This window comes from Helicobacter pylori (assembly GCA_008032955.1).
GTDB lineage: Bacteria > Campylobacterota > Campylobacteria > Campylobacterales > Helicobacteraceae > Helicobacter > Helicobacter pylori_DC.
The window spans coordinates 184,883-207,174 of sequence record CP032046.1 but is presented as its reverse complement, the minus strand read 5'-3'; the positions used below and the strand labels follow the sequence as shown (position 1 = coordinate 207,174).

Sequence of the window (22,292 nt, the reverse complement as noted above, 5' to 3'; positions counted from 1 at the left end):
CCAATTTGATTTTATCTTTTTGGCATAACCAACACTATATCTAAAGAAATCTTTTTTCTTGTTTGTGAATGTAGTTTTATATTCTTACTCCAACGCCAAGTCAATCAAAATTTGCCAATTCTCTTTATAGTGTTGGAGTTGCGACAAGCTCTTTGTGTTGCCCCATTCTTGTGTGTCTTCAATAGGGATAATATAGCATTCGCTCGTGCGAGTGTCTATCCCTAAAATCAAATCGCAATCTTTTTTGGTGTATTTGTAAGTGCGTTTGGGGGCATTCCTATCAATTTGAACCCCACTCCTATAGCCTCCTGTAAAATTCAAAGTTATTTTATTTGCCCTACTAAGTGGTATTCTAAAATGCTTTTTTGCTTTCTCTCGCATGCCTTAAACTCTAAACGCTCTAAAGGATTAACAACAGATAAAAGATAGGGTTTCTCACTCAAATTCAATACCACTACAAGCACATAATCATGGCTATAAGTTTGCGCTTGATCGTATTCTTTTTGAGTCAATCTCAATGTCCCTTGCTTTTCTCTAATCCCCTTAACTTCCACTAAAAACGCCTGCTTGTTGGTTTGAATATAGAAGTCATACCCATCGCCAAAAAGACGCATGTCTTTTAAATGCCCACTAGAAAATGTTTTAATGTTTTTATAGTGGTTTAAAAAATACAATTCGGCTTCTAAGCCTGTTTCTTGCATGCTTTTATAGCGGGTTTTAAGGTAAGCGTTAGGGGTAATGTCTAGTTGAATGCCATATTGTTCTTGCAAAAACCATTTCACAATATGGCTAAAACCTTTAGCGTCTTCATCTTTAAACAAGCTATCAATCCATAATTTTCTATGGATATAGGCATTGCCTTTTTGCCACCAGCCTTTGCGTTTGTTAGGAAAAAAATAATCAAATAAATCCATACGATTTTTGATAACGCCAGTCGTGTTAGCTAAGCCGATTTGGACACAATATTCAAAAAAAGTATTTTTAGTAGAAAAACCAAATTCTTTAATAAAATCATTATCAAATTTCGCCAAAGCATAGCCTATGAGATTTAAAATTTCATAATTTCTATGTTTTGCCATAGACTTAGCAACGCCCTAATCAATCTTTAATATCGCCAAAAACGCTTCTTGGGGAAGTTCCACCTTACCGATAGCTTTCATGCGTTTCTTGCCCTCTTTTTGCTTTTCTAAGAGTTTTCTTTTTCGTGTAATATCGCCCCCATAGCACTTAGCCGTTACATTCTTACCGACAGATTTAATCGTCTCTCTGGCGATGATTTTATTGCCTACACTCGCTTGGATAGCGACTTCAAAAAGCTGTCTTGGGATAAGCTCTTTCATCGTTTCCACTAAAGCACGCCCCTTTTCATACGCCTTGTTTTTATCTATAATGATAGAAAGCGCATCCACCACATCGCCTGCCACCCTCACATCTAACTTCACCAAATGAGCCTCTCTGTTTTCTATAGGCTCATAATCAAAGCTCGCATACCCTTTCGTGCAAGATTTGAGTTTGTCATAAAAATCCATCACAATTTCATTGCTCGGCAAGGAATAAGTGAGCATGACACGAGACTGATTCAAATATTCCATTTTTTCTTGAATGCCTCTTTTATTGTTCAATAACTGCATTAAATTACCCAAAAATTCACTCGGCGTGATGATTGTCGCCCTCACAAAAGGCTCTTTGATGCAAGCGATATAATTTTCAGGGGGCAATTCGCTAGGGTTTTGAACATATTTGATGCTATTATCCGTTAAATGCACTTCATACACCACCGTGGGAGCGGTAGCGATTAAGTTAAGGCCAAATTCCCTTTCCAGCCTTTCTTTGATCACTTCCATGTGCAATAGCCCTAAAAAGCCCACCCTAAAGCCAAAGCCAAGCGCCACAGAGCTTTCAGGCTCAAAATTTAAAGCGCAATCGTTAAGCTGGAGTTTCAATAACGCTTCTCTTAAATCTTCAAACCGGTCCGTTTCTATAGGGTAAAGCCCCGCAAAAACAAAGGGTTTAGCCGGCATAAAGCCCTCAATGGGTTTAGGGGTAGGGTTTTTAGCGTCTGTGAGCGTATCACCCACCGCAATATCCGTAACGCTTTTTAGCCCCAAACTCACAATGCCAATCTCGCCGCATTCTAAACTCTTGGTGGGGATTTTTTTCAAAGGGTTAGGGTAGTATAGCCCTAAAACGCCATGTTTTTTACCCGTTCCCATCACTAAAATTTCTTGCTCGGTATTGATGCTCCCATCCATGATACGCACTAACGCTAGTGCCCCTAAATAATTGTCAAACCATGAATCGTAAATGAGCGCTTTTAAGGGGTTATTAGGATCACCGCTAGGGGCAGGAATGGTCGTAATGATTTTTTCTAACAAATCTTTAATGCCAAGCTTAGCTTTAGCGCTCACTTCATTAGCATTGGAGCAATCAATCCCTATCGTGTCTTCTATATCCTGTTTGACTTCTAAAACATTCGCATTAGGCAAATCAATTTTATTGATCACCGGTAAAATCTCTAAATTGTTATCTAAAGCGATATAAGTGTTTGCAATGGTTTGTGCTTCCACGCCTTGAGTGGCATCCACCACTAATAACGCCCCTTCGCACGAACACAAAGAGCGCGACACTTCATAGCTAAAATCCACATGCCCTGGGGTGTCAATAAGGTTTAAAACATAATCCTCCCCCTTAAAAGTGTAATTCAAGCGCACGCTTTGAGCCTTAATTGTAATGCCCCTTTCTTTTTCAATATCCATCGTGTCCATCACTTGGCTCGTCATTTCTCTGTTACTGATAGCGTTGCATTCAAAAATCAAGCAATCCGCTAAAGTGCTTTTACCATGGTCAATGTGAGCGATAATGGAAAAATTGCGGATATTCTTCATTGGCGTAGGCGTCTTTTCTTTCATCTCTCTTGTCCTAAATCTTTTAAAATAGCGTCAGTCAAACTCTCTGTGTCTAAGCCTAAGGATTTTTCCACTAAAGCGGTGTTCCCATGCATGATAAATTCATCAATGATTTCAAAGCTTTTAACAGGCTTTAAAATATTTTGTTCGCTCAAAAACTCTAAAATCGCGCTAGCCACCCCCCCAAGCTTGTAATTATCGCTAAAAACATAGAGCTTTTGATAAGGGGCAACGATCGCACTTAAATTTTGATCTAAAGGTTTAAGGAATCTCAAATCCAAAAGCGCGCACTCTATGTTTTTTTCTTTTAAAGCCAGTTGGACTAAATGCGCCCGCCCCACGCCATTACCATAGCCTATGAGTAAAATTTCGCCCTCTTTTTTCAATAATTCGCTTTGCCCCAAAACAAAACCGCTAGGCTCAAAAACCCCCTCTTTTAACGCAAACGACCCCCTAGGGTAGCGGAACGCGCAAGGGCTTGAATCGTGTTCATTAGCAAAATACACGGCGTTTTTTAAAGTCTCATTGTCTCGTGGGGCAAAAATGACCATGTTAGGGATAGAACGCAAATACGACACGTCTAAAAGCCCTTGGTGCGTCTCGCCATCTTCGCCCACGATCCCAGCCCTGTCAATGGCTAATTTAATCGGTAAGCTAGAAATGCAAGCGTCATGCACAATGGAATCATAAGCCCTCTGTAAAAAAGTAGAATAAATACTCACAAAAGGTTTAAACCCCTCTTTAGCCATAGCACTGCTAGAAGTTAAAGCGTGTTGTTCAGCGATAGCGACATCAAAAAAACGCAAAGGGTAAGCGTCAATGAGTTTGTCTAATCCTGTGCCGCTAGGCATCGCCGCGGTTACGCCTACGATTTTTTCATCTTTCTTGGCCAATTCTAAAAGGGTGTTAGAATACGCTTCAGTGGGCGATAAAATCGCGCTTTTGGATTTTTTAGACAAGCCGGTATCCAAATCAAAAGGCCCCACCCCATGCCATTTTTCATAGCGCCCTTCAGCGATTTTATAGCCTTTGCCTTTTAAGGTTTGCGCATGGATTAGCACCGGTTCTTTAAGCTCTTTGGCTAATTTTAAGGTTTCAATAATCGCGCTCAAATCATGCCCATTAATAGGCCCTATATAGTTAATGCCTAATTCTTCAAAAAACACGCCCGGGGTGATGAGCTTGAAAGATTCTTCAAAACGGCTCGCTAAGTAATTCACGCTTTCAGGTAAGGTGCTTAAGATTTTTTTAACTTTAGAGCGGAAAGACTGGTAAAACGGGCCTTTCATCAGCTGGCTAAGGGCTTTGGATAAGGCTCCAATAGGCGTGCTGATACTCATTTCATTATCGTTCAAAATCATGATCATGGGGTATTTCCTATCGCCCAGTTCGTTTAAGGCTTCATAAAAAATCCCCGCACTAATACTGCCATCGCCTAGTAAAGCGATAGGCATGCCTAACGCTTGTTTCAAACGAAAGGCTTTAGCCACCCCCACGCCTATGGATACCGAAGTGGAGCTATGCCCAGCGATGAAATAATCGTATGCGCTCTCGCTAGGCTTAGTAAAGCCACTCAAACCCTTGAATTGCCTTAAAGTGCTAAAGCTTTCAAAGCGCCCGGTTAGAAGCTTATGGGCGTAAGCTTGGTGCGAAGTGTCAAAAATGAAAGGGTTTTTTTGGCAATCAAATAAGGCATGCATGCTTACAATCAGCTCCACAGCCCCTAAAGAAGAGCTTAAATGCCCCCCATTAGCGCTCACCACTTCTAAAATACGCTCCCTTAGTGTTTGGCACACCAACTCCAAGCCTGCAATATCATTAGGGTTTAAATCAAAAGTTTTATTTTGCAAAATCACACCTTAAAATTTTCCAACACGCTTTCTTTGAGCGTTTTAAAGCGCTCCATTAAATTCCCATCAAGGCTCCCGTTAGAGCTAGTGATCATAACGCCTCCTTTAGAAATGGCCTCATTGCTCTCTAATTTGATTTTGGAAGCGTTTTGCAAACGCTCGTTTAAATAAGGGTAATCCAAGGGATTGACTTTTAAATGAATATCCGTTGCGTCTAAAACATTTTTTAAAAGCTCTTCAGCCAAAGCAAGGGCTACTTTTTGGCTGTTGTTTTCCACTTCTTTAAGGATCACTTCTTTAGCTATATCTATCGCAATCGCGCTCAGTTCCTTTTCTAAAGCCATTAAATGATCTTGTGATTTTTTCATTTTTTCATCTAAAGCCGTGATCGCATGCAAAAGCTGGTTTTTTTCTTCATTCACGCTATGGGTGAGTTCGTTACGCATTTTTTCTTCGCCCTCTTTAAAGCCGATTTTATAGCCATCGTTTTTAGCGTTTTCAATCAAAGCTTTGCTCTCTTCTTGGGCTTTTTCAAATTGCATTTGCAATTTCACTAAATGGCTTGAAAGCTCATCGGTTTTTTTCAACAAGCAATCAATCAAATCATTTTCTATCGCTTTTTTTTCCAAAGGCTCTTGGGGGTGGTTAGGCGTTTCTAAAGACGCGCCATTAGGATTAGTTTTAGGGGGTAAATTTGCCATGCTCTTAAATTCGTATTTTTGAATGTCATGCTTATTCAAATGGTCTTTTTGGATCAAGTTTTTACGGCTATTCAATGACATCTTCCTCTTCACCGGTTTGGATCACGCCTTTTTCTTGCAAGCTCTGCACGATTTCAATGATTTTTCTTTGGGCCACATCCACATCTTTGATTTTAACCGCCCCTAAATATTGCATTTCTTCTACAAATTGCTCTGCAGCCCTGCTGCTCATGTTGTTTAAGAATTTATCGGTTAAATCTTGGGTAGAGGTTTTTAGTGCCAAAGACAAGTCTTTTTTATCCGCTACTTTTAAAATCTCTCTGATAGCGAAATTGTCTAGTTTGGCTATATCTTCAAAAGTGAACATCATTTCTTTAATCGCACCGGCGAGCTTGTTATCCACGCTTTCAATGCGAGCGAGCGTGGTTTTAGCACTCTTTTGGCCTAATCGGTTAAAGATTTCAGCCACCGCTCTCAAACCGCCCACTTCAATTTTATAGCTAGTGAGCGATTCTAGTTTGTTTTCTAACACCGTGGAAACCCTTTTAACCACTTGGGGCGATATTTCGCCTAAATTCGCCATTCTGATAGAAATCTCGGCTTTCATTTCATCAGGGAAATAACTCAAAGTCTCAGCCGCATTAGGGGCTTCCATGTGGGCTAAAATCAAGGCAATGGTTTGAGGGTGTTCGTTAATGATGAAATCAGCGAGTTGTTGGGGCTTGATTTTGCCTAAATAAGCGAAGTTTTTTTGCGTTTGCAAGCTTTTAGTGAGTTTATCCATCACTTTTCTGGCTTCTTCGCTCCCTAAAGTCCTGGTTAAAAGCTCTCTAGCGTATTCTAAACCGCCGGTATTAATGTATTGGTTAGACTGAAAAATCGCAAAAAATTCCTCTAAAACCGCCGCGCCGATTTGCTTGTCTGTGCCGTTTAATTGCACGATTTGCTTAGAAATCTCTGTAATAGAATCAATGTCTAAATGCCTTAAAATCTCGCCTGTGGTGTCTTCGCCCACTTGAATGAGTAAAATGGCGATTTTTTCACTCATGGAAAGTTCGTCTAATTGAGCCTTTTGTTTGGGGGTAAGCTTGGTTGCCATTTTTAACCTTTTTTAACCTTTCGCGCTGTCTGAAGAGATTTCATCTTTGATTAGGAGTTTAAAGAGCGTGGCGATTTCATCAGGGCGCTCTTTAAGGGTCCCTCTAATCTTTTCTAAAATGATTTCGTATCTTACTTCTTCTTCGCTAAAGGTTGCATTAAGCCCTAATTGATCTTCTACTTTTTTCCTCAAATCGCCGAGTTTGTTCAATTCATCTTCTTCTTCATCCATCTCTTCAAACATGGATTTCACTTCCTTATCTTCATCAGGCACTACTTCCAGCATGCGTTCGCTGAAAGGCACAATCACTTTTTTATAGAAAATAAATAGCACTATAAACACTAAAATATACTTGATTAAAGGCGTGAATGAGCCTAAGATTTTTTGAGTTTTGTGCATGATTTTTTCGCTCAAAGTAGCGTTATCAAGCATGGGTGCCATAGGGTTAAACTCAAAATTGCTCACCGCCACATCATCGCCTCTATTTTGATTATAGCCAATGGCTTGTTTCACTAGAGCGTTGATTTTTTGAAGCGATTCATCGCTCAAAGGCTCATATTCTAAAGCGTTTGCCCCATCTTTAAGCGCGATTTTATACTTGCCATCCACCACAACCGCCGCATTCAAACGCACTAAAGTGCCAAACTCGCCCTTAATCTCGCTAATGGTTTTACCCACTTCATAATTGGTCGTGTTTTGAGACTTTTCGTATTTTTCTGGCTCTTTATTGTCTTTCAATCCTTGCACGGGCCCGATATTGCTCACAACCCCAGGCACGCCACCGACTTGTTTTTTAGAAGCACCTTCTTTTTTTTCTTCTAAATTTTGCTCGCTCCTTACAACATTATTGGGATCAAAAGTCTCTTTAGTGCTTTTCTTTTGGCTGAAATCAAACTCCGCATTGACCCTTGCGACCACCTTGTTTTTACCCCCCACAATAGGGGCTAAGATATTGACAATCTTATTTTCTAAAATGTTTTCAAAATTTTGTTTGTAATGCAATTGTTCTAGGGCTAATTCTTTGGAGTTTTCTAGTATATCGCCCTCGCCTATTGATTCGCCATTTTCATTCACGATTTTCACGTTTTCTATCGTGAGTTTAGGCACAGCTGCAGCGATTAAATTTTTAATCCCTAAAATTTGAGTGGGTGAAAGCTTCATGTCAGGCTTGAGTTTGAGCATCACCGAAGCGCTAGGAGGGACTTCTTTAGCCACAAACACGCTGTCTTTAGGGATTGCAATATGCACATTGGCTTTCAAAATGGGGTTTAAACTTTCAATCGTGCGCGACAATTCGCCCTCAATGGCGCGAATGAGTTTGATATTTTGATCAAAATCAGTCGCCCCAAAGTCTTTAGTGTCAAAGATTTCAAAGCCCACTTTACTCGTTTTAGGGATCCCTTGAGAAGCCAGCGTAATCCTTTCTTCATACACTTTATCTTTAGGGATGAGAATGGTGTCGTCTTTTAAGATTTTATAAGGGATTTGGTTTTGTTGAAGGTGCTGTAAGATTAAAGCGTTATCGCTAGAGTCCAATCTTTCAAATAAAACCCCATAACCCCCTTGCGCGTAGTCTTTTTCTTTAAAGGGGTAGAGCAATAAAAACACAAGCAAGGCGGTGATTAAAACCCCGGCTGCAATCAGGGCGATTTTTTGCTTTTTATTGAGCTTGATGAAAAAATCAACAATCCGTTGCAATAATACCTTTAAATCCAATATTAAAACCTTGATAAAATTTTCATTCTTTTAAGCCGTTCGCTTAGATCTTTTGGAACACGCTCAAATAAATCCCTATGGAAAAACAAGCCCCTAACGCCCCTAAACAAAACCCTCCTAAAACACTGCTAAAAGACACCCCTAAAACAATCAGCGCTAAGCCTATTAAAAAAATCAAACCAAGCAAACTATAAGAAAGAATGTTTTGAAATATTTGATGCGCGATCAAATGGGGTATTAATAAAACAAGCAACCCATAAAATAGCGTTAAAGAAAGCGCAATAGCGCTAGGGAAATTAGCGCTGTGCGAAAGCCATTGAATGGAGTGTGCCAAAAGGTGTTTTAAAGATTCTAAAAGGGCTTCAAATAAGATCACGCTTAGCACAAACCACACCCCAAGCGCTAAATTCCTACGATAAAGGCTTAAAAACACCCCCACTAACAAGCTCAAAGGCAACACGAATTGAGAAGAGCCTAAAAAAACAACGCGTCGGAGTGCTTGATCTAAAATGGGGCTAGAAGAATTTGAACGCATCAAGCTAAAAATGGCATTATCCATTGAGTTGGTGTAACCAAAAAGGACTAAACCAGCAATCATAATAAAAAACGCGCTAAAAACACCTCCTAAAAGAAACAGGGTTTTAACTGGTAATAAAAAAAATGCTTTGGGTTGTGTAGAAACATTTTTGAAAGAATTTTCAGCCATTATTTAAAACCCTTCTAGTAGTTAATTCAAAACTTATATTATACGCCAACGAATTTTAAAATTGCTCTTAAAAGTTTTAAGACAATGAAGTTTAAACACATAAAAGCTTTTCATTTTAATCAAACCTAGCTAATAAGAAACTGAAATTGTTTTTTTTTTTTTTTGAAATCGCTTTAATTTTTGCCCTCTTTTAAAGCTTTTTAACCCTTTTTAGACTACAATGTAAGGAGTAAAAATCAAAGGAACACGACATAATGGATAGAGCCAAATTTATATTCGTTACAGGGGGCGTGTTAAGCTCTCTAGGGAAAGGGATTTCATCTTCTTCAATCGCTACGCTTTTACAGCATTGCAATTACCAGGTTTCTATTTTGAAGATTGATCCTTATATTAATATTGATCCAGGCACCATGAGTCCTTTAGAGCATGGGGAAGTGTTTGTAACTAGCGATGGCGCTGAAACGGATTTAGACATCGGGCATTATGAACGCTTTTTGAACAGGAATTTAACAAGGTTGAATAATTTCACTACCGGGCAGATTTTTTCAAGCGTAATAGAAAACGAAAGGAAAGGGGAGTATTTAGGCAAAACCATTCAAATCGTCCCCCATGTAACCGATGAAATCAAAAGGCGCATTAAAAGCGCGGCTAAGGGGTTGGATTTTTTAATCGTGGAAGTGGGCGGAACCGTGGGCGATATGGAGGGCATGTTTTATTTGGAAGCGATCCGCCAGCTTAAATTGGAATTGGGGAATGAAAAAGTCATCAATGTGCATGTAACCCTGATCCCCTATATCCAAACCACTAACGAATTAAAAACCAAACCCACGCAGCATTCCGTCCAAGAATTACGGCGTCTTGGCGTAACCCCTCAAATCATTTTGGCGCGATCGCCTAAGCCTTTGGATAAAGAATTGAAAAAAAAGATCGCTTTGAGTTGCGATGTGGAGCAAGACAGCGTGATTGTGGCCACAGACACTAAAAGCATTTACGCATGCCCCATTCTTTTCTTGCAAGAAGGCATTTTGACCCCCATTGCCAGACGCTTTAATTTGAATAAACTACACCCCAAAATGGCGGCTTGGAACACTTTAGTAGAAAAGATTATCGCTCCTAAACACAAAGTCAAAATTGGTTTTGTGGGCAAGTATTTAAGCTTAAAAGAATCTTATAAATCCTTGATTGAAGCCCTAATCCATGCGGGGGCGCATCTGGATACGCAAGTCAATATTGAATGGCTGGATAGCGAGAATTTTAATGAAAAGACTGATTTAGAGGGCGTTGATGCGATTTTAGTGCCGGGGGGCTTTGGAGAAAGGGGGATTGAGGGCAAAATTTGCGCCATTCAAAGGGCTAGGTTAGAAAAACTCCCCTTTTTAGGGATTTGTTTGGGCATGCAATTAGCGATCGTGGAATTTTGCCGCAATGTTTTAGGCTTAAAAGGGGCTAACTCTACGGAGTTTAACCAACGCTGCGAATACCCTGTGGTGTATTTGATTGAAGATTTTATGGATCAAAACCACCAAAAACAGGTGCGCACCTATAATTCGCCATTGGGTGGCACCATGCGATTAGGCGAATACGAATGCGAAATCATGCCTAACAGCTTGCTAGAAAAAGCCTATAAAAAACCCAATATTAAAGAAAGACACCGCCATCGTTATGAAATCAACCCCAAATACCGCCAAGAGTGGGAAAATAAGGGCTTGAAAGTGGTGGGTTTTGGAGCGAATCATTTGATTGAAGCGATTGAGTTAGAAGATCACCCTTTCTTTGTGGGGGTGCAATTCCACCCGGAATTCACCTCCAGGTTGCAAAGCCCTAACCCTATTATTTTGGATTTCATTAAGAGCGCTCTTCATAAATCCTAATCTAAAAGAATGAAACAAAAGCTTAAAGCTCAAATCAAAGAGCGAGTGGCTTCTATCGCCTATAATGAAAAAGGGTTTCCTAGCCCCTTTTGTTTAAAGACTTGAAAAAAGCCGCACTCAAAATCATAGAAGCCATGCGCGCAAACACAGAAATTTTAGTGGTGGGCGATTATGACGCTGACGGCGTGATTAGCTCTGCTATCATGGCAAAATTCTTTAAAAGTTTAAATTATAGACATGTTCGCGTTGCAATCCCTAATCGCTTCATGGATGGCTATGGGATTTCTAAAAAATTTTTAGAAAAACACCACGCCCCTTTAATCATCACGGTGGATAACGGGATCAGCGCCTTTGAGGCCGCACGATTTTGCAAGGAAAAAAACTACACCCTAATCATCACCGATCACCATTGCTTACACCATGATAAAATTCCAGACGCTTATGCGGTAATCAACCCCAAGCAACCGGATTGTGATTTTATCCAAAAGGAAGTGTGCGGGGCGTTAGTGGCGTTTTATTTGTGCTATGGAATCCACCAACTTTTAGGAAAAGAAAAAAGCCATTCTAGCGAGTTGTTGTGTTTAGTGGGCGTGGCAACTATCGCTGACATGATGCCTTTGACTTTTTTTAACCGCTTTTTAGTTTCTAAAGCCTTGTATTTTTTGCAAAAAGAATCCTTAGGGGCGATGGGGTTTTTGCGCCAAAGAGAAGTTTTTAGAAAACGCTCTTTAAAAGCGAGCGATATTTCTTTTAATATCGCCCCTTTAATCAACTCCGCAGGGCGCATGCAAGACGCTAAAATGGCTTTAGATTTTTTAAGCGCGAATAATTTTCAAGATGGCTATTCTTTGTATGAACGCTTGAAAGCATGCAATACGAAGCGCAAAATGATCCAACAGCAGGTTTTTGAAGAAGCCTTTAAGCATGCGATGGTTGGAGAAAAAATCATCATCGCTTTTAAGGATAATTGGCATGAAGGCGTGCTTGGGATCGTGGCTTCAAAATTAGTGGAAGCCACCCAAAAGCCAAGCCTGGTTTTCACTTTTAAAGAAGGGGTGTATAAAGGGAGCGCTCGCAGCTCTCCAAATATTGACTTGATTGACGCTTTGAATGGGGTTTCTTCTTTGTTGCTTGGCTATGGGGGGCATGCGCAAGCTTGCGGGTTGAGCGTTGGAAAAAACAATATCGTCTCACTCTTTGAAACTTTAGAAAATTTTGATTTTAAAGTCTTACCCTTTTATGAAAAAGAACCCCCTTTAACGATCAATTTAAAAGACATTGACAGAGAGCTTTTAGAGATTATAGAAACGGGCGAACCTTATGGGCAAGAAAACCCTGAGCCTTTATTTCAAGCAAAAAATTTAGAAGTCATAGAAGAAAGAATCATTAAAGAAAGCCACCAGGTTTTGCGTTTTAAGGATAAAGAATGCGTCAAAGAGGCTATTTATTTTAACGCTGAGCGGTTTTTGAAAGCGGGCGAAAAGGTGAGCGTGCTTTTTAGCGTGGAATTAGATGAGTGTTCTAATGAGCCTAAAATGTTTGTTAAAAGTTTATTATAGTGCCTTTTGTTGAAGAAGAATTTGAAATTTTAAAACCCACCAAAGCCTTGTTTTTGGTGCGCGATGTTTTAAAATGCTCTCTAAAAGAAGCCCAACGGCACCTTGACAAACAACGCCTAAAACAAAACCAACAAGCCGTGCGTAAATCTCAAATCATTCAAGGGGTCGTTCGCTTGATTTATTTCAAGCCTAATGAAAAACAAGAAAAGCTTGTTTTTGAGACTAAGGATTTTGGCGTGTTTGACAAACCCCATCAAGTCTATACCCACCCTAAAGGCTATTTTTACCATGAAAGCTTATTAGATTGCATCCAATCGCATTTGAGCAAAAACGCCCACCCAGCCCATAGACTGGACTATGAAACGAGCGGGTTGGTTTTAGCGGGCAAGACTTTACAAAGCACTAAGGATTTAAAAGCGCTTTTTATGCAAAAAAAAGTGAAAAAAACTTATTTGGCGCTAGCGCATGGGTTGGTGGATAAAAGTATCATCATAAATAAGCCCATTCTAACGCCAGAAAACATTCAAAAAGATTTGCGCATTCGATCTCAAATTTCTCCCTTGGGTAAGCCTTCAATCACGCTTGTTGAGCCTTTAAGCTATAACCCTTTTTTGGATATAAGCTTACTCAAAATCACCCCGCTCACCGGGCGCACGCACCAGATCCGCTTGCATTTAAGCAGTATAAATCACAGGATCGTGGGCGAGGGGCTTTATGGGGTGGCCGATGAAGAAGCGAGAGGATACCTTCAATTAAAGCGCGAAAATCACGCCCCATTACTCATGCTCCATGCCTCTAGTTTAGAGTTTGAATTTAAAGGGGCGATCTATCAAATCGCTTCTCAAATACCCGAACGCTTCATGCCGTTTTTAAAAGATTGACCCTTTTTTTATTGATTATCCCCTAATTACTTTTATTGATTATTTTTTGGGGAGTTTTTTTTGATTAAGGTTTCCTATACGCTTTTTTTAATCCCCCTTATCCTTTCTAGCTTTCAATTCCTCTTGTTTTTTAAGAATCATTTCTTCGGTAATACTAGAAAGCTTGTCTTTATGGTTTTCATCATTAGAATCTTCTTTGTGGTGGGACTCTTCTTGTTTTTTTGAAATGATTTCTTCAGCGATGTTGGAGAGTTTTTCAAAATTTTTAGTGTCTTTGCGAGTGGAGCGGTTTTTTAAATTCTCTCTGATTTGCCTTTTTCTTTGGATTAACGCAAACATTTTTTGGCTGAATTGGTAGCATTTACGCACGCTTATAATGATCACGCCCCACTTGATTAGTAAAGCGATTAAAAGCCAAATAAAAGAGCTAGAAGTGTCCAATAAAAACTGGCGCACATCGCTATACACCCAAATATCCACTAAAATAACCAACAGAGTGATCAAAATAGAAAACGCAATGCTTTTAAACCTAAAAAGCCACGCCACTATCACAAACCCCCTCGTGTGCCTGTGGGCTAACAGCCAGCGTTCATTCTTTTCGCTAAAAAAATTCATTAAACCAGAAATTACGCTATTTTTCTTGTTCATTGTCGCCCTTTTCCCAAACTTCTTTAAAATGCTTGGTGGTTTTTTCTTGTTTTTCTTTCAATTCTTTAGCGTGGATTTGCTCTAACAACCTTTTTTCTTCGGCTTCAAACATGATTTTTAATTCTTCTTCATTAAAATCGCTCAATTGCATGCCCTCTTTTGCCAAGCGTTTTTCCACGATTTTAACCGCTTGCTCCCTGATTTTTTGAGATTTTTCTTTAAAAAGCGCTCGTTTGGTTTTTTGAAACGCTTCATTAGAATTTTTGTGGATCGTTTGTTTGCAAAAATCTAAAAAATCCTTGACTTGATGCATAATTTTCATGGTTATCCGTTTTTAAAGAGTTTTTAAGACTAATGACCCCTAAAAGGATACCAAAAAAAGATTAAAACTCTCTAGTAAAATGCCTTCTTAAAAGAATAGGTGGCATTTTGGCGATGCTCTTAACCCCCTAAAATAGGGCTTTTGCGGGATAGTTTCTAGGTGAGGCTATCGCATGCTTTTTGTCCCTTATTTTTCTTTGAGCGCCTCGCATGCTTCTTGATCTCCTAATTTGCAGGCTTTAGAGATATATTGATCGGCTTTTGTTAAGTTTTTTTCCACCCCTTGACCATTAATATAAAGCACCGCTAAAGCACCACACCCAAAACTCTCTTTTAACTCGCATGCTTTAGAATAAAAATAAGCGGCTTTTATTAAGTCTTTTTCTACGCCTTTTCCATTATAATATAACGCCCCTAAATTAAAACATCCCAAACCCTCTTTTAAATCGCATGCTTTAGAATAAAGATAAGCGGCTTTTGTTAAGTTTTTTTCTACGCCTTTTCCATCATCATATAGATCCCCTAAAGCACCACACCCCCACCATATTTCAAATCGCATGCTTTTTCAAAATATTTTTTAGCTTGAATGTAATCTTTCGCTTCAATACTCTTTACGCCCAAATCAACAAGCTCTTTAGGGGTTGGCTCTGCCATTAACCCCCCCCCAATCAACACACAACCCAAGCACAAAGCCCTAAAAATGGCTTTTTTGAAATTTTCTAGCATGACGCTTCTCTCTTTATTAAAAAATTTAGACTTTATTATAATCAAATTACAATCAGATCTAATGATTTTTTAAAACCTGCTGGCAATAGCGCTCTAAAATCTTACAAGCGCTCAAAGAGTCTAGCCGGCCGTCTTTGATAGCGAGCCGCTTATTTTTCCTACCCAAATGCTCCAAATTGTCATAAGCTTCTATGCTAGAATTATCTTCATTAATAAAAACGATTTCGCCCTTAAAATCTACAAGCTTGATGAAATGCTCAATGCGTGCGTTCGTATCCGCATAGCTTTCATTGGGCTTGCCCACCACTAGCACTTGAATGTTTTTTTCTCTCAACAAATCGCTCAAATCCCTAGAGGCCTGATTTCTGTTGTGGCGTAAAATCGCTTCTAAAGGCAAGATAACGCCGTTTAAAAGCATAGCGATGCCAATGCGTTTTAACCCCACATCGCACGCTAAAATCATGCTAACACCACGAGATGATTGATGCGCTTGATCTTACCTAACAGCTCGTATTCTAAAAGCTTATCCCCAAATTTGAGATACGCTTCTTCATAGCTAGGGTTTTTCGCGCAATATTCTAAAAATTCATCTTTCATTCCAGGCATTTCTTTTAAATGGTAATCTTTTAAAAGGGTGTTTATAAAATTTTGAATATTAAATATCCCTTGAGCCTGCCCTTTTTCTAAAAGCTCATTAGTGCCATCGCTCTCATTCAAGCGTTGGGGTAAAACAAACAAGGGTTTTTGGTATTTCTGGGCTAATCTCGCGCTGCTCATAGAGCCGCTTTGTAAATCCGCTTGGGGGATAATGACCGCATCGCTTAAAGCGATCACCAGGCGGTTTCTCGCTAAAAAAGAGCCTTTAATGGGCATGAAGTCTTTTTCATATTCGCTTAAAATCAAGCCGTTTTGCGCGATTTCTTGGATCACTTTATGATTGTTCGTAGGATAGATGAAATCCAAACTGCAAGGCGAAAGCATGATCGTTTTTGGCAAGGCGTTTTCTTGAGCGATAATATCCACGCCTAACGCTCCCCCGCTCACAATAACCGCACCATTTTTAGCAAGCTCTCTGGCCAGAGTGATGGTGTGTTGCTTGCTATAAGGGGTGGGTCTTCTTGTGCCTATGATCGCCACTTTTAAAGGCGTATCCAAAAGCTTGGTATCGCCCACACAATAGAGCTTTTTAGGAGGGTCTTTGAGAATGTCAAAGGCTTTAGGGATGTTCTCTAGCGCGCTGTATTGGAAGTGGCTTTTCATTTTAAACTATTTAGGCAATATAATTTCCACTTCAATCGTTTCCACGCTCTGGTTGCTGTCAAGGGTTTTGAAATGGATGTCTGAAGATTTAGTGTATTTTTGAATGACGGCAATGATTTCTTTACGCATCTCTTCCATGTAGGGTAAATTTAAGGTGCGCTCTTTGGCTAGAATCAATTTCAATCGGTCTGTTGCGGTAGCCGCGCTCCCTTTGTTTTTAAAAAAATCAAACAAACTCATGAAAATATCCCTTTTAAAGCCCCAAAAAAGCCTCTTTTAGCCTTAAATTCCACGTATTCCACTTCTTCACCTAAAATCCGTCTGGTGATGCGTTGGTAAGCCTTCGCGCTCTCGCAGTCCGTGCGAATCACCGGCTCGCCCTTGTTGGTCGCTGAAATGATATGGCTGTCTTCAGGAATGATCCCAATTAAAGGCAAGCACAAGATCTTAAGCACTTCTTCTATGGGAATCATCTCGCCATTTGCCACTAATTCAGGTTTTAAGCGATTGATTATCAAATGCTTATGCACTTCTTCGCCCCTTTTGGCCCGATTAGACTTCGCGTCAATAATGCCAATCACTCTGTCGCTATCCCTTAAGGAACTCACTTCCGGCGTTACCACCACTAACGCCATGTCCGCATGCAAAATCGCATGCTCAAAACCGCTTTCAATCCCAGCCGGTGAGTCAATCAAAATATAGTCAAAATCCGCCCTTAAAGCGTTGATTAAAATCGCTACTTTTTCCTTATCTAAAATATTTTTATCCTTGCTTTGTGAGGCCGCTAAAAAAGAAAGGTTTTTCGTCTTTTTATCCGTGATTAAAGCCTGCGAAAGGTTGCAATTTTTTTCCATCACATCCACCACATCATAAACAATACGATTTTCTAAGCCTAAAATCATATCCAAGTTCCTAAGGCCTATGTCAAAATCAACCGCTACGACTTTTTTACCGCTTTCAGCCAAGCCAATCGCCAAATTAGCCGTGGTGGTGCTTTTACCCACGCCCCCTTACCTGAAGTGATAGTAACTACTATTGCCATATTTATTCCTTTTAATTTAATGATTTATTTTTTATGGTTGAATGGGGCGCATAAAATTTCCCCAATTTGTTCTATTTTAGTCTCTTTAAGGGCTTTCCTCTCTGTGTTTAACCTGGGGTAATTCAAGCTCTTTTCTAGTAAAAAATCTTTAGCGAATGAGCCGTTTTGAATCTTTTTTAAGATTTTTTGCATGCGTTTTTCTAACAGCTTTCCCATAGGCTCTCTATTTTTAATCGCCCCAAATTCAGCGGTGTTAGAAATGTGCTTCCTTAAGCCCTCTACCCCCTTATAATGCAATAAATCCGCCACTAATTTCACTTCATGCACGCATTCAAAATAGGCTAATTCTTCAGGGTATCCTGCCTTGAGTAAAGTTTCAAACCCCATTCTCACAATCGCTTCTAACCCTCCGCACAAAACCGCTTGCTCGCCGAATAAATCGCTCTCGCATTCTTCTTTAAAGCTCGTTTCTAAAACCCCCATTCTCCCCCCACCCATCGCTTTAGCATAGCTTAAAGCCACCGCTTTAGCGTTATTTTTTGAGCTTTCTTGCTCTATGGCGATTAAATGGTATAAGCCCCTATTTTTAAGGTATTCTTCTCTTAAAGCGCTCCCGGGCCCTTTTGGCGCGACTAAAATTGCGCCCACGCCTTTTGGAAGAACAACTTGATTGAAATGCACGCTAAAACCATGAGCAAAGCCCACAATCTGCCCCTCTTTTAAAAAAGGGATCACTTCTTTTTCTAACACTTCTTTATGCAATTCATCCGGAAGTAACGCCATGATCACATCCGATTGTTGGACTAATTCCTTGACTCCTAGCACCTCAAAACCCTCTTTTTTTGCTTTTGAAACGCTCAAACTCCCTTGATACAAGCCAATACGCGCCTTTACTTTAGAGTCCCTCAAATTGAGCGCTTGGGCTTCTCCTTGAGCGCCATAGCCAATAATGCCCACTTGTAAGGATTGGATAACGCCTAAATCAATGTCTTTATCATAATAAATGGGTAATGCCAAAATCAAATCTCCTAGCGTGTTTAAGCAAGTATTTATTTTACCATAATGGGAGCGATAATGTTTAAAAACATACAGAATATTAAGAAATGGTGTGCTCGGAGGGATTCAAACCCCCGACCTACAGGACCGCAACCTGTTGCTCTATTCAGCTGAGCTACGAGCACTTTTAAAGGAGTGAAACGATAATTATAGCAAGAAAAGCTAATTTTTCACTTAAGCGGTGCGTTTTTTCTATTATAATTTAAGGCATGCAAAAAGATTACCAAAAACTCATCGTCTATTTATGCGATTTTTTAGAAAAAGAAGTTCAAAAACGCGGCTTTAAAAAAGTCGTTTACGGGCTGAGCGGGGGGCTAGATAGCACGGTCGTTGGGGTGCTGTGCCAAAAGGTTTTTAAAGAAAACGCTCATGCCCTTTTAATGCCCTCTTCAGTCTCTATGCCAGAAAGTAAAACAGACGCCCTAGATTTGTGCGAAACGTTTTCTATCCCTTATACAGAATATTCTATCGCTCCCTATGATGCCATCTTTGGCTCTCATTTTAAAGACGCAAGCCTTACTAGAAAGGGGAATTTTTGTGCAAGGTTGCGCATGGCTTTTTTATACGATTATTCTTTAAAAAGCGATTCTTTAGTCATTGGCACGAGCAATAAAAGTGAAAGAATGTTAGGCTATGGCACTTTATTTGGGGATTTGGCGTGCGCGATTAACCCGATTGGGGAATTATTTAAAACCGAAGTTTATGAACTAGCTCTCCATTTAAATATCCCTAAAAAGATTTTAAACAAGCCCCCTAGTGCGGATTTATTTGTAGGGCAAAGCGATGAAAAGGATTTGGGCTATCCTTATAGCGTGATCGATCCTTTATTGAAGGATATTGAAGCGTTATTCCAAACAAAGCCCATCCATTTAGAAACGCTCACCCAATTAGGCTATGATGAAATTTTAGTAAAAAGCATCATAAGCCGTATCCAAAAAAACGCTTTTAAATTGGAATTACCCACTATCGCTAAACGATTTAACCCTGAATGAAAAGCGATAAACCCTTTTTAGAGTGCTATTTTTATGACCCAACTCTCCTGCAAAAGGGGTTGATTTTCGCGCTCTATCCTTTTTCTTTAATCTATCAAGGCATCGCCACCCTTAAACGAAAAACCGCTAAAAAACATGATTTTAAAATCCCCCTTATCAGTATAGGCAACCTCATCGCCGGAGGAAGCGGTAAAACGCCCTTTATTTTAGAAATCGCTCCAAGATACCAAGAAGTGGCTATTGTCTCTAGGGGGTATCAACGGGATTCTAAAGGCTTAGTGGTGGTGAGCGTTAAGGGAAACATTTTAGTTTCTCAAAAAACAGCGGGCGATGAAGCCTATCTTTTAGCCTTAAATTTAAAACAAGCGAGCGTGATTGTGAGCGAAAAAAGAGAGCTAGGCGTTTTAAAAGCCCTTGAATTAGGGGCAAAAATCGTGTTTTTAGACGATGGTTTTAGGTTTAATTTCAACCAATTCAATGCGCTTTTAAAGCCTAAAGTCCCCCCTACTACCCCTTTTGTTTGCCAAGCGGGTTGTATAGAGAAAGCATCAAAAGCTATAAAGAAGCCCATTTAGTCGTTACAGAGGATAAGGATTATAAAAGAATCACCTCTATTTCTCACCCCACCAAACGCATGCTTTTAGTAACGGCTATCGCTAATCCCAGTAGACTTGATGCGTTTTTACCCAAAGAAGTGGTTAAAAAAATGTATTTTAGAGACCATGCCCCTTTTGATTTGGAGCTTTTAGAAAAAGAGTTTTATCAAAATAACGCCACTTCCTTATTGGTTACTTCAAAAGATCTCGTCAAATTACAAGATTGCAAATTGCCTTTAAGCGTATTGGATTTAAGATTAGAAATTTGCCCTAAAGTTTTAGAGAAGATTGACCATTATATTTTTTCTTATCCTTGTAATACAAAAGAACGTCTATAAACTCCTTATCTTTAGAAATAAAGCCTTTCAAACGCCCCTCTAACTCATAATGGTTTTTTTCATAAAAAGCGATCGCTTTAAAATTGTTTTCCATCACTTCTAAGTGCAAAGAATGCAATTGGAACTCTTCAAAAGCGATGCATTCTAAAGCTTTTAAAATCGTTTCTCCCCCATTTTTCAAAAAAGGGTTTTTATAAATCCCCAAATACCCATGCTTATGAAAAAAATTGATTTTAGTGATAGAGCCAACCCCTAAATAAACGCCCTCTTCTTTAAACAAAAAATAGCGGTGGCTAGGCGAATTTTTGAGATCTTCTATGAATTGCAAATGCGTTTTTAAAGAAATATTAGCGCTATACATCCATAAGGCAGTGTTTGGGTGGTTACGAAATTCTAAAACCAACAGCTTTTCTCCATCGTTTAAATTAGTAAAATCAATCGCTTGGATATTTCCATAAGAATAATTTTTCTTCAAATTTCTAAAAACTCCCTTAATGCGCCCTCTAGTTCACTCCCAAAGGCCAGGTTTTTTGCCCAGGCTTGATTTTTTTGAATTTGTAATTTTTCAAAATCTTTAGCTAGAGTTTTTAAGCTCGTTTGCTTGAAAATGCCCAAGCTTTCAAATTCTTTGCTTTGAAGGATTTGATTAGAGGCAATGGGAAGGATAAGAGAGGGCGTTTGAGAAAGGGCCAATTCATAGAGGGTTTGACCCGCAGCGCCAATAGCGCAAGCGCAAGATTTCATCAAAGAACTGAACTCTAAAGGGTTTAAAGGGCTGTAATAATGCGTGTTTTTGGGAGGATTTTTGGGCGTATAAGATGAAATGATATGCAAATTCACATTCTTATTTTCTAAAATTTTGACTATCTCTTTGAGCGTTTTTTGCTCGCTCCCCCCTAGAGTGATTAGCACTTCTTTGTTTTCTGTATTGATAGGGCGCTCATAAATAAAACGAGCATCAACAGGGTAAAACCCCACCCCCAAATAATACTGATAATCTTTTGATAAATGATGGTAGTGTTTTAAGGCGTTCAGCGTGAAATTCATGATCTTGGTGTTTTTAGGGTAAAACCCCTTAACATGCTCTTCATCTTCTATCACCATAAGGCTTTTAGCTTTTTCTTTTAAAAGGTAAAAATCCTTTGAATTTAAACAATAGCTGTCTGCAATCAAAAAATCATCATTGCCAACGCCCTCTAAAAAAGCACCTATATCGTTTTGCTTGTGTAAATAAAGGCTCGCTTCAACCCCTAATTTTTCTATAAAAGAAAGGATTTTTTCACAACGCCTCACATGCCCTAAACCGCTTGTTAAAAACGAATCGCACAAAATTTTTACTAGCATGCGTTTTTCAAACGGCTGTATTTGAGCTTGGCTAATTCTAAATCTTCTAAAGTGTCAATATCTTGGACTTCTAGGGGCGATAATTCTAAAGCGATGGAATTTGGGCTAAAAATAGGCCGCATTTCTTTAAAGGCTTGAGCCTTCCCCATATAAAGCAACCCTGCGTCATGATAGAGCGTTTTTAAATCTTGCGTGCGCGTGTTTAAATGCTCTTTAAAAGCCATTTGAACGCCGTTTTCAAGGCTAAAAGAACGATAGGGCGAAGCGCTAAAGGGAGAGCATGTGAAAACATAATCCACATTTTGATTTTGTTTTAAAGTTTCAAAAGCGTTTTTTAAATGCTTTTCTTGTAAAAATACTGAAGCGCCATACAAACAACACGCAATATCTTCATCTTTTAACTCTAATTCTTTCATGTGGTAGGCCATCACCTCTAAAGTCGTGGCTCTGTCATCCGCTAAATTTTTAGGGCGTAAATTCAAAAAACTCGCCCCATAATTTTTAGCCAAACTCACATACTCCATGCTATCGCTAGAGATAAACACCTTTTCAAAGAGCTTGGAATTTAGCGCTGTTTCAATGGGGTAAGCGAGCATGGGTTTATTGAAAAAATCAATAATATTTTTATTCTTAATCCTTTTACTGGAACTTCTGGCTAAAACAATAGCGATCGCTCTCAT

General features: G+C 39.4%; 20 protein-coding genes, 1 tRNA gene and 4 pseudogenes. 5 read left to right on the top strand and 20 right to left on the bottom strand.

From position 1 onward, the window contains the following. Positions 1-84: 84 nt before the first annotated feature. The 8 genes from D2C72_01015 to D2C72_00980 are packed head-to-tail and all read right to left on the bottom strand — an operon-like array spanning position 85 to position 8,978. The gene (locus D2C72_01015; GenBank protein QEF43049.1) at positions 85-321 is read right to left on the bottom strand and encodes a hypothetical protein; all 237 of its coding nucleotides are present in this window, start codon (positions 319-321) and stop codon (positions 85-87) included. 2 nt (positions 322-323) lie between these two features. Continuing rightward, complete coding sequence (locus tag D2C72_01010) at positions 324-1,079, bottom strand: DUF3883 domain-containing protein (GenBank protein QEF43048.1); 756 nt, start codon at positions 1,077-1,079, stop codon at positions 324-326. Between the two features lie 15 nt (positions 1,080-1,094). After that, complete coding sequence (locus D2C72_01005; protein ID QEF44152.1) at positions 1,095-2,885, bottom strand: elongation factor 4; 1,791 nt, start codon at positions 2,883-2,885, stop codon at positions 1,095-1,097. 20 nt (positions 2,886-2,905) lie between these two features. After that, the gene (locus D2C72_01000) at positions 2,906-4,762 is read right to left on the bottom strand and encodes a 1-deoxy-D-xylulose-5-phosphate synthase (protein ID QEF43047.1); all 1,857 of its coding nucleotides are present in this window, start codon (positions 4,760-4,762) and stop codon (positions 2,906-2,908) included. Further along, positions 4,759-5,538, bottom strand: coding sequence for a flagellar assembly protein FliH (gene fliH, locus D2C72_00995; protein ID QEF43046.1), 780 nt, complete (start codon positions 5,536-5,538; stop codon positions 4,759-4,761). Before fliH ends, D2C72_01000 begins: the two co-directional genes overlap by 4 nt. Next, a complete protein-coding gene (gene fliG / locus D2C72_00990; GenBank protein ID QEF43045.1) occupies positions 5,525-6,556 on the bottom strand; it encodes a flagellar motor switch protein FliG in 1,032 nt (343 codons plus the stop codon). The genes fliH and fliG overlap by 14 nt, the downstream gene beginning before the upstream one ends. 12 nt (positions 6,557-6,568) lie before the next feature. Continuing rightward, entirely contained in the window at positions 6,569-8,272 is a 1,704-nt protein-coding gene (gene fliF / locus D2C72_00985; GenBank protein ID QEF43044.1) for a flagellar basal body M-ring protein FliF, read from the bottom strand. 43 nt (positions 8,273-8,315) lie between these two features. Further along, positions 8,316-8,978: a PAP2 family protein gene (locus tag D2C72_00980; protein ID QEF43043.1), complete on the bottom strand. Its 663-nt coding sequence runs from the start codon at positions 8,976-8,978 to the stop codon at positions 8,316-8,318. A gap of 254 nt (positions 8,979-9,232) precedes the next feature. Between D2C72_00980 and D2C72_00975 the strand changes: the two genes are divergently transcribed. The 3 genes and pseudogenes from D2C72_00975 (at position 9,233) to D2C72_00965 (ending at position 13,289) form a co-directional block, all read left to right on the top strand. Beyond that, on the top strand, positions 9,233-10,849 hold the full coding sequence (locus tag D2C72_00975; GenBank protein QEF43042.1) for a CTP synthetase: 1,617 nt from the start codon (positions 9,233-9,235) through the stop codon (positions 10,847-10,849). A gap of 9 nt (positions 10,850-10,858) precedes the next feature. Further along, positions 10,859-12,408: pseudogene (recJ, locus tag D2C72_00970) on the top strand (single-stranded-DNA-specific exonuclease RecJ). Beyond that, on the top strand, positions 12,408-13,289 hold the full coding sequence (locus tag D2C72_00965; GenBank protein QEF43041.1) for an RluA family pseudouridine synthase: 882 nt from the start codon (positions 12,408-12,410) through the stop codon (positions 13,287-13,289). The pseudogene recJ and the gene D2C72_00965 overlap by 1 nt, the downstream one beginning before the upstream one ends. A gap of 87 nt (positions 13,290-13,376) precedes the next feature. On the opposite strand, the gene D2C72_00960 is transcribed toward D2C72_00965, so the two are convergent. From D2C72_00960 to D2C72_00920, 9 genes and pseudogenes are all read right to left on the bottom strand, one after another. After that, a complete protein-coding gene (locus tag D2C72_00960) occupies positions 13,377-13,937 on the bottom strand; it encodes a hypothetical protein (GenBank protein QEF43040.1) in 561 nt (186 codons plus the stop codon). Then, positions 13,921-14,259, bottom strand: a complete 339-nt coding sequence (locus tag D2C72_00955) for a hypothetical protein (GenBank protein QEF43039.1) — start codon at positions 14,257-14,259, stop codon at positions 13,921-13,923. Before D2C72_00955 ends, D2C72_00960 begins: the two co-directional genes overlap by 17 nt. A 186-nt stretch (positions 14,260-14,445) precedes the next feature. Next, positions 14,446-14,984 (bottom strand): annotated as a pseudogene (locus D2C72_00950) (sel1 repeat family protein). A gap of 58 nt (positions 14,985-15,042) precedes the next feature. Next, a complete protein-coding gene (ruvX, locus tag D2C72_00945; protein ID QEF43038.1) occupies positions 15,043-15,447 on the bottom strand; it encodes a Holliday junction resolvase RuvX in 405 nt (134 codons plus the stop codon). Next, positions 15,444-16,244 carry a DNA-protecting protein DprA gene (gene dprA / locus D2C72_00940; GenBank protein ID QEF43037.1) on the bottom strand — a complete coding sequence of 267 codons (801 nt, stop codon included), beginning with the start codon at positions 16,242-16,244 and terminating at the stop codon, positions 15,444-15,446. The genes ruvX and dprA overlap by 4 nt, the downstream gene beginning before the upstream one ends. Before the next feature lie 6 nt (positions 16,245-16,250). Next, a complete protein-coding gene (gene minE, locus D2C72_00935) occupies positions 16,251-16,484 on the bottom strand; it encodes a cell division topological specificity factor MinE (protein ID QEF43036.1) in 234 nt (77 codons plus the stop codon). Next, positions 16,481-17,286: pseudogene (gene minD / locus D2C72_00930) on the bottom strand (septum site-determining protein MinD). Before minD ends, minE begins: the two are co-directional and overlap by 4 nt. Before the next feature lie 24 nt (positions 17,287-17,310). After that, entirely contained in the window at positions 17,311-18,303 is a 993-nt protein-coding gene (ilvC, locus tag D2C72_00925) for a ketol-acid reductoisomerase (protein ID QEF43035.1), read from the bottom strand. Between the two features lie 87 nt (positions 18,304-18,390). Further along, positions 18,391-18,467, bottom strand: a tRNA-Arg gene (locus tag D2C72_00920). Between the two features lie 84 nt (positions 18,468-18,551). Here D2C72_00920 and D2C72_00915 point away from each other — a divergent pair. Then, positions 18,552-19,334 (top strand): NAD+ synthase, encoded by a 783-nt coding sequence (locus tag D2C72_00915; GenBank protein ID QEF43034.1) that lies wholly within the window; start codon positions 18,552-18,554, stop codon positions 19,332-19,334. Then, positions 19,331-20,268: pseudogene (locus tag D2C72_00910) on the top strand (tetraacyldisaccharide 4'-kinase). Before D2C72_00915 ends, D2C72_00910 begins: the two are co-directional and overlap by 4 nt. Here the strand turns inward: D2C72_00910 and pseH are convergent. From pseH to pseF, 3 genes are read right to left on the bottom strand one after another with little or no spacing between them, the layout of a single operon-like run. Beyond that, the gene (gene pseH / locus D2C72_00905) at positions 20,201-20,743 is read right to left on the bottom strand and encodes a UDP-4-amino-4,6-dideoxy-N-acetyl-beta-L-altrosamine N-acetyltransferase (GenBank protein ID QEF43033.1); all 543 of its coding nucleotides are present in this window, start codon (positions 20,741-20,743) and stop codon (positions 20,201-20,203) included. The pseudogene D2C72_00910 and the gene pseH sit on opposite strands and share 68 nt — an antisense overlap. Next, positions 20,740-21,633: a CMP-N-acetylneuraminic acid synthetase gene (locus D2C72_00900; GenBank protein QEF43032.1), complete on the bottom strand. Its 894-nt coding sequence runs from the start codon at positions 21,631-21,633 to the stop codon at positions 20,740-20,742. The genes pseH and D2C72_00900 overlap by 4 nt, the downstream gene beginning before the upstream one ends. After that, positions 21,606-22,292: a pseudaminic acid cytidylyltransferase gene (gene pseF / locus D2C72_00895; GenBank protein QEF43031.1), complete on the bottom strand. Its 687-nt coding sequence runs from the start codon at positions 22,290-22,292 to the stop codon at positions 21,606-21,608. Before pseF ends, D2C72_00900 begins: the two co-directional genes overlap by 28 nt.